A 13,174-nucleotide genomic window follows, 5' to 3' on the forward strand; every position below is an offset into this window, starting at 1 on the left:
CAATGAGCCTGCAAAACTTCATCGCTTTCGACCTGCAACTGAGTGCGTTGCTTGACTCGCCGCCCAGGCCGGACACCGCCCTGCCCCTGTTCAGGGCACGCCAGCAATACTTTGCCGACCTTGCCGACTACTGGCTTGCCAGCGTCGCCCCTGCCGAATGCCGTCGGGCGCTCATGGCCAGGTTGCTGCGCCAGCAACTGCTGGCGCAGATCGCACTGCGTATCGATGACCACACCTTGGGCTCGAACCATGCCGAGCTGATCGCGTACTGCGTCAACCAGCCACTGCCGTCGCAGCGTCAGCACCTGCCAAGCGCGCAGCGCCCGCAGGTGTATCGGCCCGCTCTGGACATTACCACGCCCAACTGGCGAAGCTATCTGCCCGGCGCTTTCGTGATCATCGAAGGCGGCCCCGAGGGCAGCATGCCCGACCCACTTAAGCCCGGCGACTACGCGGTGCTGTATACCCTGTCGCACGGGATCGAGGCGTTCGACAACCTTGGCGACTTGCACATCGAACTGTGCGAACGCCTGGATGATGTTTACCAAAGCCAGCCGCTGCTGCGGCACATGGCAAGCGACCACGAGCGAGACCGGGCACGCAACGCCGAGCGCCTTCGTTACGAGTGGTTCAACGACGACATAGTCCAAGCCCAGGCCCAGGTATTGATCGATGGGCAACGGGCCGCGCTGACCCACATCTGGCAGGATGCCGCCCTACAATCGCCGGTGGACTGGGCGACGCTTGAAGAACGCCTGAAGAAGGCTGCCGATGTACTGCCTTGGGCCGACAGCCGCTCGGCGCTACAGACCCGTTACGGCCTGTTGCTGGAACGCAATTCACCGGCGTGGCTGAAAAACGCCTCTGTGCAGGGGCTTACGCACATCATGCAGACCCTGCAGGAGCTGGTAATCGCCATTGATCGCGCAGCGGCGCCCGGCATTCTGAGCCACGAGCAATTCCTCGACCGCAACGGCCTCCTGGCCTGGACACGTGACCGCTTGCGCGCCTTGTTGAGCCAACGCTATCAGCTGGATGTCGACCCGCTGGACCTGTTTGTCAGCGTCACCATGGCCCGGCAAACAGGCCCGGTACCCTTCCCTGGCGTCAACAGCGCCTGGATCCCGGTGGCCAGTCGGCCACAGGTGGGCGAAACCATCGAACTGGTCCGCCAGACCTACCGCCTGGATGAGCTGGCAATGGTCAACATCGGTTTGCTCGACATCGATTACTGGTTGACTGCCAGAGTGCATGACAAGAACGACACCGCCGTGCCCGGTATCACACCCAGTCAGGTCAAGCAGATAGTGCGGGAGCTGGACGTGGGCCAGAGCTACAGCCAGTATTTGCGCACTCATCTACTGACATCGCCGCAAGCGCAATGGCGGCGGGACAGCTACGTGGCTATAAGCTCTGCAAGGATGCGTGCCGAGTTGGCCAAGGCGCGTTACGCGGGGCACTTACTGGAAGACCCATTCGAGCGCGGTTACAGGTGGGCGACGACGGTGCTCGACCACCCGCACAGTCAGGTACGCCAGCAGTTGAAAGTACAGCGGGTTAGTGCGCGACAATTACTGATTGGTGGGCATACGCTGCAAGGCGTAATGCTGGTAACGCCTGATACCCCAGGTTTAACGCGGTTTCTCGCCTACACACCGGACGCACCCGATCGCCGTTCCTGGCGCGAATTCAGAAACGCCCGGCACATGCTCAGGACACTGCGTGACAAACCTGGCCTGCGCGAGTACGTAAAAGACCGCCTTCCGTTTACCGACCGCAAGCAGATCGAAAACTGGCTGACCAAGGGTGGCCTGGGGGCCGAAGTACAGCGCCCGCGGATCACGGGCGACTTTCAGCAGGCCCGATATCTGGCGGAAGTGAGCGCAAGCCTTGCGGCCGTCGACGCCAGCACCAACACCAAACGGGAACTGCTTGGCGAGCTAAGCCTGCACGCCTTGTCGATACTGCTGGATATGATCAGCCTCGCGCTGCCAGCTCGCGCACTGGTTGCGCTGGCGCTCGGCCGCTCGATATTGTCATTGATCGATGCCGGGAAGGCTTTCAAGGAGGAAGACCGAATAGGCACGTTGAAACACATTGTCGAAGCGTTCACCCACGCCAGTGACGCAGCCAACAACATTGGCGGAACAACCGTGATGCGCCGGGCCATCCGGGCGATGCCCACTCCGCCACCCTTGAAATTGCCGCCAGCAGCAGCAGTGCAAGTGAACAGCGACAAATTGCACTATCGGGTCGATGGTATCCACAAGGAGGGCATCTACGAACAGCGCTCGCCCTACCCTGGCGTGTCTTTCTACTACATCAAAGATGCTGCTGGCACGAGCTACCAGGTAGCGTTCGACGGCTACCGCTGGCGGGTAGTGGACCCGCGCATGCCGGACGCCTATACCAAGGTGGCGGTCAAACGCCGCGAAGATGGGGAGTGGGTGGTGGACTCGCCGGTGCTGTGGTACGACGGGCTGCCAGACCTGCAAGCACTGTTAGAGGGCTGCCAACTGCCCGGCCAGCCAGCCGGTATCAGGCAGGCCGGCATAGACGGCCTGTATAAAATGGACCAGCAGCTGTACCTGCTCGCCGGCACCCATGCCTTACCGCTGCGCCCGCACCTACTGGTCAACCACTACCACTTGCAGATACCTCGGCAGCCGCACAGCAGCAGTACGGCGTGGGCCGTACTGCGCTGGCAGGATAACCAATGGCGCATCCGCGTGCGCCAGGCCGGGCGCAGCAGTGACTGGTTGGCGTTACCGGCCAGTCACTCGGTCAGCCGCGGCAGCAGCTTGTCCAGCCGCTGATGCAGGGCACTGCCACTGGGCCAGTTACGCAGCAGCCGTGCCCGATCACGGGCATAGGCCGGGGCAAAGCTGAGCTGGGTGGCGTGTTGGCACATGGCGTCGAGGTCGATCAGCGACCAGCGGCCTTGGTCCCAGAACAGGTTGTGGCCTTTGAAGTCACCATGGCTGATGCGTTCGCGAATCAGCTGCTGCATTACCTGCACCAGGGCGTCGATCTGTTCTTCGGGGGCATCGCCACTCTCGACGTAAGGGGCAAAGCACGCGGTCAGGTCCGGGCCATCAACGTACTCGGTAACCAGATACGCGCGGCTACGCAGGCCCATCACCCGCTGCTCCAGCACCGCCAACGGGCGCGGCGTGGCAATATCGAGGAATTCCAGGCGGTGGCCTTCGATCCACGAATGCCAGGCACGGCTCGGGCGCCAGAAGCGCTTGAACCAGTGCGCGGTGTTCTTGATGTTGTAGCGCTTGAGCACCAGCTTGCGACCCTTCACCTCGATGCGCGCCACACTGGCGGCGCCACCGGTCTTGTACAGGTGGCCCTCGTCGATCAGCGCATCGGCCTGCTCCAGCACCGGCTGCATGGCGTCGACTTCGTTGCGGCGGATCGCCTGCAAGCCCGAGAGGCTGCGCTGGACGCTGAAAAGGCTGCACTCGCGCCCGGCCTTCTCCAGATAGTCCTTCTGCCGCCAGTTACGCACCTTGTCCACCTGCTTTTGCAAGGCTTCCAGCGGCAACGCATGCTCGGCGTTGGCCAGCAAGTAGTGCACCAGCAATTCTTCGATGAACGGCTCCAGCCGCTTTGGCAACTGGGCGAAGAATACCCCTAGGTTTTCCAGCACACGCGGACGTGACAGCTGCTGGCCAGGCGTCTCGGCCTTGATACCGGCGCCGTCGATCAGGTACAGCTTACCGCCGTGGCGCAGCAGGTTGTCCAGGTGCAGGTCTTCCTGCCAGAGGCCTTGGGCGTGCATGTGTGCGACAGCAGTAAGCGCTTCACCCAGCACGAGGTGTTGTTCGTCAGCCAGCACTGCCAGGTGTTCCACCGCCGACCAGGCATCGGCCAGGCTTTCGGCGCCGTCGAGGAATTCAAACAGCAGCCAGCCACCCTCGCCTTCCTTCAGGCCGTCAGCCAACAGCTTTGGCGTGGTCAGGCCTTGCTCGGCCAGCAGCTTCACACCTTGCAGTTCGCGCTGGAAATGCCGGGCGGCGTTACCGCCCACCAGCAGCTTGGCCAGCACCGGGGTACCGCGCCACACACCGGCGCCAACATAGCGCTGGCCGGGCAGCACGCGCAGCAGGCTGAGCAGTTGCAGCTCGGCGCTGCCGGCGGCATCCGCCAGGGTGATGCTCAGGGGCAACAGCGGGTTGCGCCCGGCATCTTTCAGTTCAGACAAGCGCATCAGCGGGCCTCTTTGTCACGACGGCGTTGCGTCAGGCGTTGCAGCCAGGTGTCGACCAGTGTGCTGTCAGCCGGCTGCGCCAGATAGGTCGCCAGCAGCGTGCGCACATCGGCCTCGCTCCAGGCCCGGGCGCGGCGCAGCAGCGGCTCCAGGTCCTTGAGGCGGTCGCGCATGCCGAACAACAAAGGGCGGGTCTTTTCCAGGTCGATCAGTTGCGCGTCCCAGCCATCACGGCGTTGGCGCAGGAAGATGTGCTTGGGGTAGAAGCAGCCGTGCACCTGGCCGGCGCTGTGCAGGGTGCGCGCCAGTTGGCCGCAGGCCTGCAGGATACCGGTGCGTTCGCCATCACCTAGCTGCGGCCACTGGGCCAGCAGGCTGTCGAGGTCGGCCCACTCGTCCAGGGCACGGGTCATCAGGATGGCCCGGTGCTTGCCGCCTTGCTTGCGCTCGCCATAGAACACCGCCTGCAAGGCCGGGATGTGCAGCTTCTGGTAGCGGCTGATGTTGCGAAATTCTCGCGCGAAGGTCGGCTCGCCGAACGGTCGGTGCAGGGTGCGGGTCAGGTAGTCGCTCTGCCGCTTGAGGTAGTAGCCCTTGCCTTCGAGTTCCAGGCGGAACACGCTGCTCCAGCCGCCACGGCCCGTGTTGGGTTCGTCCACGGCATCCAGTTGCAGCGCCCACAGCGCCTCGAAGTCGTCCAGGCCATGGCGTTTGAGCAGCGCGAGGTCCGCGCTGGCCAGGTAATCGGTCATTCCCTTCCCTCGAAAAAGCCCAGCACCTGGCGAATGCGCTTCTTGTCACGCACATTCAGCCGGTCGCGGCCACGGTATTGCAGGTAGAAGCGCAGGCGCTGGGTGGCCGACAAGTGGTATTTGGCCACTTTGTCCAGGCAGGCCAAGTCCTTGATCATCCGGTGCCGCCACATGAAGCCGCGCCAGAAGTCGCCGGTAGGGCAGTCGATGAAGAATAGCGTGCCCTGGTCATCGACCAGCAAGTTGCGCCATTTCAGGTCGTTATGGGCAAAGCGGTGCTCGTGCATCACCCGGGTATGGCGCGCCAGCTGGCGGCTGAGGTGATCGACCCAGGCCCGGTCGGCCAAACGTGCATCGTTGCGTTCAGCCAGCGCCGACAGGTCTTCGGTGCGTGGCAGCTCGCGGGTGATCATCGCCCCACGGCCAAAGGCCAGGCCATTGCGCTCAAGCCCCCACGCCACCACTTCGGCAGTGGGAATACCCCACTTGGCGAACTGCTTGAGGTTCTGCCATTCGGCCTTGATGCGTGGCCGGCCCAGGTAGCGGCGCATGTGCTTGCCGGCCCCGGTGTAGCGTTTGACGTAGTAGTTGACGCCGTCACGCTCGATGCGCACCACCTCGCTGAGCGGGTCGCGGGTCAGGCGCTCGCCCTGGAGGGCAAATACCGCATCGAGGCTGCCGAAGTCCGCCGCCAGGTGTTCATAGCCCGGCGCCAGTGTCCAACCCGCCATCAGAGTGCATCCCCATAGCGTTGCTTGCGGTCGTAGAGTTTCTGCGCCTTGCGGTCCAGCCAGGCGAGCAACCGGGCTTCGTCCTTCAGGATTTGCCGCAGCGGGCGCTGGAAGTAACCCCGCAAAAAGCGCAGCTTGTCGCGCTGGGTCAGGCCGATGTCCAGCGCCGAGAAGTACAGCGCGGCCAGGTCCTTGTCGCGCCAGCGGCGGCTGATTTTCGCTCGGGTCTGGGCACGGTGCAGGTCGATAACCGACAGTTTGAAGTCATCCGCCGTCACCGGGCGGTCGGTGTGCAGCAGGAAGTGGCAGATGTAGCAGTCGCGGTGGTTGACCCCGGCGCGGTGCATGCCGCCGGTCATTTTCGCCACTTCGGCGATCAGCGCGCGCTTCAGGCGTGGCGTGGGCGGCTGTTTGACCCAGTCGATGCTGAAATCTTCCAGGCTGATGGTCGGCGCCAGTTCCTCGGTGATGATGAACGAGTGCTGCGCAGCCGGGTTGCTGCCGCGCTCGCCATAGGCGACTGCGGTCATCGTCGGCACGCCCACCTCGTGCAGGCGCTGGATGGCCCGCCATTCCTGGCCGGCACCGAGCACCGGCAGCTTGGCGGTGAACAGGTTCTTGAAGATCTCGCCCCAGCCGATGCCGCGGTGGATCTTGACGAAAAACCCTTCGCCCTCCACCTCGGTACGCAGCGTGCGGCGCCCTTCCAGTTCGCGATAGACCTCGCCTTGCAGCGCCTCGACGGCGTCGAAGGCATCCCGCCCGGCCCACAGGCGTTTGAAGGGCTCGGCCACTATCAGCTTCATGCGGTTTTCTGCCCCAGGATCACGTCGGCAGCATGCTGCGGCATGCTGTACAGATCAGCGGTTTCAGCGAACGCCAGGCCGTTGCGCGACCAACTGGCGCGGGCCTGCGAGTCTTCGAGCATGCGCTGCAGGTAGCCATTGAGCTGGTCCTGTTCGAACGGCTCGTCCAGCACCAGGCCGCAGTCGGCCTCGGCAATGTAGTGGGCGTAGCCGCACACCTTGGACACCAGCACCGGCAGGCCGGCCACCAGCGCTTCGAGCAGCACCGTACCGGTGTTCTCGTTGTAGGCCGGGTGAATCAGCAAATCGGCACCCAGCAGGAAGCGCGGGATGTCGCTGCGGCCCTTGAGGAACTGCACCTGGTCGCCCAGGCCCAGGGTGGCGCTTTGCAGCTGGAACACCTTGGGGTCGTCCTGGCCGATCACCATCAGCTTCGTGCGTTTGCGCAGGGCCGACGGCAACGCGGCCAGCGCCTTGAGGCTACGGTCCACGCCCTTGGTCTTGAAGCCCGAGCCAATCTGCACCAGCAGCAGGTCGTCATCCCCCAGGTTGAATTCCTTGCGGAACTCGGCGCGGATCTCGGCGGCATTGGCCGGCGCACGGCGGTCCTGGGAAATGCCCGGCGGCAGCAGGTGGAAGCGTTCCACCGGGGTGCCATAGTGCTTGATGAACAGCGGCTGCTGCACTTCGGAAATCATCAGCACTTCGGTGTGGGCGTCCTTGGCGAATACCGCACGCTCGTACTCGGCAAAGTGCCGGTAACGGCCCCAGCGGCGGTACAGGCCGCCACGCAGGGTCTGCGCCTTGTCTTCGAAGCAGCCGTCGGCGGCGTAGTACACGTCCAGCCCTGGCATCTTGTTGAAGCCGATCAGGCGGTCGACCGGGCGCTTGGCCAGGTCGGCGGCCATCCAGGCGCTGAGCTTCTCGTTGCGGCGGTGGTTGAAAATCGCCTTCACCGGCGCCACCAGCACTTCAAAGCCCGGCGGAATGTCACCTTCCCAGATCAGCGTGTACACACGGATCTGGTGGCCCCGCTTCTGGCATTCCAGGGCAATGCGCATGAAGTCGCGCTGCAGCCCGCCGAAGGGGAAATATTTGTAAAGCACGAAAGCCAGTTGCATCAACGGACATCCTCAGCCAGCAGCAACGCGCTCAAGCGGCCCGCCACATGCTCGGGATTCAGGCGAGTGAAGCACAGCGGCCACTCGCGTTTCAGATCGAACCGGCGCAGGTCATCGGCGCTCGGTTTGTAGGTGCACTTCTTCTGCAGGCAGGGCGCGCAAGGCCAGTCACTGGCCTGGTGAATCTGGGTCCGTCCGTAGGCGCCAGTCAGGCCCGGGTTGGTCGGGCCGAACAGCGAAATGGTGGGCACATCGAGTGCTGCGGCCAGGTGGCCAAGGCCGGTATCGACCGCCACGCAGGCTTTTGCCGCTGCCAGCACGCGGGCAACGCCAGCAAGGTTCAATTTGGGGAGTACCTGGCAGTTGTTCAAGCCCTGGGCGATGCGCTCGGCGCGCGCCTTCTCGGCCGGGTTGCCCCAAGGCAGACGCACTTCCAGCTTGCGCCGGCCCATGCGCTCGGCCAGTTCGCGCCAGTAAGCTTCAGGCCAATGCTTGGTTGCCCAGGTGGTGCCATGCAGGAACACCACATAGGGCGCAGCCGGCGGCAGCTGCAGGCGGTCCAGGTCCAGGCCGTAGTTGCCGATGCCTTCCGGCAGGTCGTAGGCCAGGGCCATGGCGAACAACTGGCGCACCCGCTCCACCGCATGCTGGCCGGTGGCAACCGACAGACGCCGGTCATAGAAGCGGCTGGCCCAGCCTTCGCGGGCCGAGTAGCGGTCCAGGCCGGCGACCGGGGCCTTCACGTAGCGGGTCAGCCAGGCCGACTTCACCAGGCCCTGGGCATCGATCACCAGGTCGTATTTGCGTTCGCGCACACGCTGCTTGAACGCCTTCCACTCGCCACTCTTGAGGGTTTGCCAGAGGTTCTTGCGCCAGCGGCGGATGGCCACCGGGATAACCTGGTCGACCGCCGGGTGCCAGCTGGGGATTTCGGCAAAGCCTTCTTCAACCACCCAGTCGAAACGGATGCCCGGGATGGCATGGGCGGCATCGGTAAGCGCCGGCAAGGTGTGGATCACATCACCCAGCGACGAGGTCTTGATGATCAGTACCCGCACTTAGTCGACCTCAGCCACGGTATCGATCAGGTCCGGCCCGCTCAGGCTGTGCAGGGCGGCAATGACTTTGCCCGGCTCCAGCAGACGCAGGCAGTTGTAGTGGCCGAAGCGGCAGGTACGGTCGAAACACGGGCTGCACTCGATGCCGGTGCGCACCACTTCCACCTGGTCGGCCAGCGGCGGGGTAAACCCGGGCGACGTCGAGCCGTATACGGCCACCAGTGGGCGGTTCAGCGCGGCGGCCACATGCATCAGGCCGGAGTCGTTGGACACCACGGCATGGGCGCAGGACATCAGGTCGATGGCCTCGGCCAGCGAGGTTTCGCCCGCCAGGTTGGACGACTCTTCACGAAAACCCGGGATCAACCGGTCACGGATCTGCTCACCGACCGGGTGGTCTTTCTTCGAGCCGAACAGCCACACCTGCCAGCCCTGGCGGATCATCGCGTCGGCCACGGCAGCGTAATGCTCGGCCGGCCAGCGCTTGGCCTCACCAAACTCGGCACCTGGGCATAGCGCCAGCACCGGGCGGTCCAGTTCCAGGCCGAACTTGGCCAGCGCGGCTTCGCGGCTTTGCGCTTCGATCTGCAGGCTGGGGCGCGGGTACGGCTGCGGCAGCTCGGCACCGGGCGCAAAGGCCAGGGCCATGAAGCGCTCGATCATCAGCGGGTAGCGGGCCTTGTCCAGCTTGCGCACATCGTTCAGCAGGCCAAAGCGCATTTCGCCGCGCCAGCCGGTGCGTTTGGGGATACCGGCGAAGAACGGCACCAGGGCCGACTTCAGCGAGTTGGGCAGCAGGATGGCCTGGTCGTACTGGCCGGCCAGGGACTTGCCGATGCGCCGGCGCGTGGCCAGCTCCAGCGCGCCGTGGCCGAGCGGGAAGCTCAAGGCCTGGCGCACCTCGGGCATGCGCTCCAGGATCGGCCGGCTCCACTCGGGGGCCAACACGTCGATCACGCAGTCGGGGTGCTGCTGTTTCAGGCACTGGAACAGGGTCTGCGCCATCACCATGTCGCCGACCCAGCTGGGGCCAATGATCAGTATTCTCATGCTTAGTCCAGAAACGCTCGGGGAGGCTACAGACTGCGGTACAGCCTGGCCTCCCCTCTTTATATTCAGGCTATGTGGCGGACAGTGTACCACTCACATGGCCTATTCGCGGGCAAGCCCGCTCCCACAGGTACTGCACTGCTCTCAAGGCTTGTGCTGTCCCCGTGGGGGCGGGCGTGCCCGCGAAGAAGCCAACGCGGTATCAGCTCAACCCCAGCTCACCCCAGATCCGCCGCACCTCGCGGCGTTCATCGGCAAACTGCGCCGCGTCGATCACCCCGGCCTGCTTCTGCAGGGCCTGGCGGTGCGAGGCCGAGCGGAACGCCTTGTACACTTCACGCAACAGCACCGCGTCACTGGCCGGCATCAAACTCGCCTGCTCCAGCTCTTCCAGAATGCGGATGTTATCGGTCCATCGGAGTATGGCCGGGTGGTCATGGGACCAGGCCAAAGCAGCGTATTGCACCATAAATTCGATATCGACGATACCGCCGGCATCCTGCTTGATATCGAAGGGCACACCGGCCTCGAACGCGTTAGCCGCAGTGCCCGCAGCCGTAGCCTTGGTCCCTAGGTTGTCACGCATCTTGGCGCGCATTTCACTCACTTCGGTGCGCAGTTTTTCCAGGTCGCGGGCCTGGCCCAGTACCTTGGCGCGCACGCCTTCGAACGCGGTGCCGACCTGTTTGCAGCCCACCAGCACGCGGGCCCGCACCAAGGCCTGATGCTCCCAGGTCCAGGCTTCGTTCTGCTGGTAGCGCTCGAAGGCGCCCAACGAACTCACCAGCAGGCCGGCAGCACCGGATGGGCGCAGGCGCATGTCCACGTCATAAAGTTGGCCCGAGTTGGTCTGGGTGGTCAGCAGGTGAATGATGCGTTGGCCCAGGCGCGTAAAGAACTGCGCACTGTCGATGGGCTTGGCGCCGTCGGTTTCCTCTTGCGGGTCGCCGTCGTGGATGAACACCAGGTCCAGGTCCGAGCCGTGCCCCAACTCCAGGCCGCCGACCTTGCCATAACCAATGATGATGAAACCTGGGTCGCACAGGCTGCCGTCGCTGCGCTTGGGCTGGCCGTGGCGGGCCACGGTCTGGCGCCAGGCCAGGGCCAGTACCTGGTCGAGGATGGCTTCGGCCAGCCAGGTCAGGTAGTCGCTGACTTTCATCAACGGCAGGTTGCCGCTGATTTCCGAGGCGGCCACGCGCAGGCTGTGGGCCAGCTTGAAGTGGCGCAGCGCTTCCATCTGCTGCTCCAGGTCATCCTCGGGGATGCGCGTCAGGCGTTCACGCAACTCGCTGGCCAGCTCTGGGGCCAAGGGCGGGCTGAACAAGCGGCCTTCGTTAAGCAGTTCGTCGAGCAGCAACGGGTACAGCGCAATCTGTTCGGCAATCCACGGGCTGGCCGCGCACAAGGTCAGCAGACGGCGCAGGGCACCCGGGTTTTCGGTCAGCAGCACCAGGTAAGCCGAACGCCGCGCCACGGCTTCAACCAGCGGCAGCACACGTTCCAGCACCAGGTCAGGGTTGTCGTGCTCGACCGCCTGGGCCAGCAAACGTGGAATAAAGGCGTCCAGCCGCTCACGGCCAATGCGCTGCATCGACCGCAACTGCGGGCTGGAGCGCAGCCCCGCCAAACGCCGCAAGGCTTCAACAGGCTCCTTGAAGCCAGCCTCTTCCAGCTGCCGGCCAGCGGCTTCTTCATCCTGCGCCTGTTCCCACAGTGGCGACCATTCGCCCCCTACCACCAGTTCGCCTTCACCGTCTTCATCATCCGGGTCGGCGATCACCTGGCGGAAGTGCCAGTCGATACGGCCACGCCAGTAGGTCAACTGGTCGTGGAAGCTCTGCCAGTCGGCAAAACCGAGCATGTAGGCCACCCGCGCCTGGTCGGTCTCGCCCTCTGGCAACATTTGCGTCTGGCGGTCAGCAATGGCCTGGATGGCGTGCTCGGTATAACGCAAGAACTCATACCCCTCGCGCAGCTCGGCAACCACCGCCGGCGGCAGGTAACCCTGGCCTTCGAGGGTGGCCAGCACCTTGAGCAACGGCCGTTGCTGCAAGCTCAGGTCGCGCCCGCCGTGGATCAGCTGGAAGGCCTGGGCGATGAACTCAACCTCGCGGATACCACCGGCACCCAGCTTGATGTTGTCGGCCATGCCCTTGCGCCGCACTTCCTGCTGGATCAACTGCTTCATGGTGCGCAGGGCTTCGATCGCGGAAAAGTCCAGGTAACGGCGGTACACGAACGGGCGCAGCATCTCCTGCAGTTGCGCGCCGGCAGCCTGGTCGCCGGCCACCACCCGCGCCTTGATCATCGCGTAACGTTCCCAGTCGCGCCCCTGGTCCTGGTAGTACTGCTCCAGGGCATTGAAGCTGAGCACCAGCGCGCCGGCCGAACCATAGGGGCGCAGGCGCATGTCGACGCGGAACACGAAGCCGTCGACGGTCACCGGGTCCAGCGCCTTGATCAGCCGCTGGCCCAAGCGGGTGAAGAATTCCTGGTTTTCCAGCGAGCGCTTCACCCCTTCGGTTTCGCCGCCTTCGGGGAAGCCGAAGATCAGGTCGATGTCCGACGACAGGTTCAGCTCCACCGCCCCCAGCTTGCCCATGCCCAGCACCACCATGTGCTGCGGCTGGCCGCTGCGGTTGCCGATGGGCGTGCCGAACTGCTGGCAATGGCGCGGATACAGCCATTGGTAGGCTTCGTCGATGGCGGCATCGGCCAGGTCCGACAGGTCGCGGCACGTCTCGCTCAGTTCGGCCTGGCGGGTGATGTCGCGCCAGATAATGCGCAACTGCTGGCGGTTGCGCTCGCGGCGCAGGTTGCGCGCCAGCTCATCGTCGCTTTGCGCCGCCTGGGCGGCCGCAGCGATGTGCCCGCGCAGCTCACCCGGTGCATAACGGCGCTCTAGCTCGCCACTGGTCAGCAGGCCGAACAGCATGGCCGGCTCGCGCTGGGCCAGGCCCAGGACAAAATCGCTGGCCGCGGCCACCTGGTCGAATTGCTGCCGGTGCAGCGGGCTCCAGGCATTCAGGTCGAGCTCGGGGTGAGCCGCTAGCGCATCGCGGAGGAATTGCTGGTTGCGAGCGACCAGTGGCTGAAGGATGGCGGGCAGATCGGACGGCAAAGGCAGGCGCATGGTCTATCCTTGATCGGCGTGAAATAGAGGGGAAAAAGCGGCCAAGGGGAAGCCGGACCACGGTTGGACTGTCGTACAAAAGTTGGAAATAGCTGAAAAAAACGAAAACTTGGCAACAATCATCAAGAACCACCCGTTCGCGACACAATGCCAACCAACATGAACGTTTTTCCTCACAAGCCAAGGTGCGACCAAACGTCGCACAAATGTAGTTTTACTACTACTCGTGTCGTGTAAAAGCATGAAATGCGAAAGCAAATGTAGTAAAACTACAACGCGCCGGAAGACACCCCGGTAATCC

At 64.1% G+C, this 13,174-nt stretch carries 9 protein-coding genes; 1 reads left to right on the forward strand and 8 read right to left on the reverse strand.

Annotation, left to right across the window (positions count from 1 at the left end):
* Nucleotides 1–2 precede the first annotated feature (2 nt).
* Nucleotides 3–2,816, forward strand: coding sequence for a dermonecrotic toxin domain-containing protein (locus ACF8R4_RS06500; protein ID WP_392491936.1), 2,814 nt, complete (start codon nt 3–5; stop codon nt 2,814–2,816).
* Here the strand turns inward: ACF8R4_RS06500 and ACF8R4_RS06505 are convergent.
* From ACF8R4_RS06505 to glnE, 8 genes are all read right to left on the reverse strand, one after another.
* Nucleotides 2,777–4,219, reverse strand: a complete 1,443-nt coding sequence (locus ACF8R4_RS06505; protein WP_104833576.1) for a lipopolysaccharide kinase InaA family protein — start codon at nt 4,217–4,219, stop codon at nt 2,777–2,779. The genes ACF8R4_RS06500 and ACF8R4_RS06505 overlap by 40 nt on opposite strands.
* Nucleotides 4,219–4,971 carry a lipopolysaccharide kinase InaA family protein gene (locus tag ACF8R4_RS06510; protein WP_060499113.1) on the reverse strand — a complete coding sequence of 251 codons (753 nt, stop codon included), beginning with the start codon at nt 4,969–4,971 and terminating at the stop codon, nt 4,219–4,221. Before ACF8R4_RS06510 ends, ACF8R4_RS06505 begins: the two co-directional genes overlap by 1 nt.
* Nucleotides 4,968–5,702, reverse strand: a complete 735-nt coding sequence (locus tag ACF8R4_RS06515) for a lipopolysaccharide kinase InaA family protein (protein WP_016714545.1) — start codon at nt 5,700–5,702, stop codon at nt 4,968–4,970. The genes ACF8R4_RS06510 and ACF8R4_RS06515 overlap by 4 nt, the downstream gene beginning before the upstream one ends.
* Nucleotides 5,702–6,508, reverse strand: coding sequence for a lipopolysaccharide core heptose(I) kinase RfaP (gene rfaP / locus ACF8R4_RS06520; RefSeq protein ID WP_104833577.1), 807 nt, complete (start codon nt 6,506–6,508; stop codon nt 5,702–5,704). Before rfaP ends, ACF8R4_RS06515 begins: the two co-directional genes overlap by 1 nt.
* Nucleotides 6,505–7,629, reverse strand: a complete 1,125-nt coding sequence (locus tag ACF8R4_RS06525; protein ID WP_060499115.1) for a glycosyltransferase family 4 protein — start codon at nt 7,627–7,629, stop codon at nt 6,505–6,507. The genes rfaP and ACF8R4_RS06525 overlap by 4 nt, the downstream gene beginning before the upstream one ends.
* On the reverse strand, nt 7,629–8,687 hold the full coding sequence (gene waaC / locus ACF8R4_RS06530; protein WP_105947323.1) for a lipopolysaccharide heptosyltransferase I: 1,059 nt from the start codon (nt 8,685–8,687) through the stop codon (nt 7,629–7,631). The genes ACF8R4_RS06525 and waaC overlap by 1 nt, the downstream gene beginning before the upstream one ends.
* Nucleotides 8,688–9,737: a lipopolysaccharide heptosyltransferase II gene (waaF, locus tag ACF8R4_RS06535; protein ID WP_060499117.1), complete on the reverse strand. Its 1,050-nt coding sequence runs from the start codon at nt 9,735–9,737 to the stop codon at nt 8,688–8,690.
* A gap of 202 nt (nt 9,738–9,939) precedes the next feature.
* Nucleotides 9,940–12,873 carry a bifunctional [glutamate--ammonia ligase]-adenylyl-L-tyrosine phosphorylase/[glutamate--ammonia-ligase] adenylyltransferase gene (gene glnE / locus ACF8R4_RS06540; protein ID WP_060499118.1) on the reverse strand — a complete coding sequence of 978 codons (2,934 nt, stop codon included), beginning with the start codon at nt 12,871–12,873 and terminating at the stop codon, nt 9,940–9,942.
* Between the last annotated feature and the right edge of the window lie 301 nt (nt 12,874–13,174).

Origin of the sequence: Pseudomonas sp. FYR_2 (genome assembly GCF_043106425.1) — a bacterium.
Classification (GTDB): domain Bacteria; phylum Pseudomonadota; class Gammaproteobacteria; order Pseudomonadales; family Pseudomonadaceae; genus Aquipseudomonas; species Aquipseudomonas monteilii.

Excerpts from the sequence above, each read along its gene's own strand:
- ACF8R4_RS06510 (WP_060499113.1), bottom strand. The coding sequence starts at position 4,971 with ATGACCGATTACCTGGCCAGCGCGGACCTCGCGCTGCTCAAACGCCAT.
- ACF8R4_RS06505 (WP_104833576.1), bottom strand. The coding sequence starts at position 4,219 with ATGCGCTTGTCTGAACTGAAAGATGCCGGGCGCAACCCGCTGTTGCCC.
- waaF (WP_060499117.1), bottom strand. The coding sequence starts at position 9,737 with ATGAGAATACTGATCATTGGCCCCAGCTGGGTCGGCGACATGGTGATG.
- glnE (WP_060499118.1), bottom strand. The coding sequence starts at position 12,873 with ATGCGCCTGCCTTTGCCGTCCGATCTGCCCGCCATCCTTCAGCCACTG.
- ACF8R4_RS06500 (WP_392491936.1), top strand. The coding sequence starts at position 3 with ATGAGCCTGCAAAACTTCATCGCTTTCGACCTGCAACTGAGTGCGTTG.
- ACF8R4_RS06525 (WP_060499115.1), bottom strand. The coding sequence starts at position 7,629 with ATGCAACTGGCTTTCGTGCTTTACAAATATTTCCCCTTCGGCGGGCTG.
- ACF8R4_RS06515 (WP_016714545.1), bottom strand. The coding sequence starts at position 5,702 with ATGGCGGGTTGGACACTGGCGCCGGGCTATGAACACCTGGCGGCGGAC.
- rfaP (WP_104833577.1), bottom strand. The coding sequence starts at position 6,508 with ATGAAGCTGATAGTGGCCGAGCCCTTCAAACGCCTGTGGGCCGGGCGG.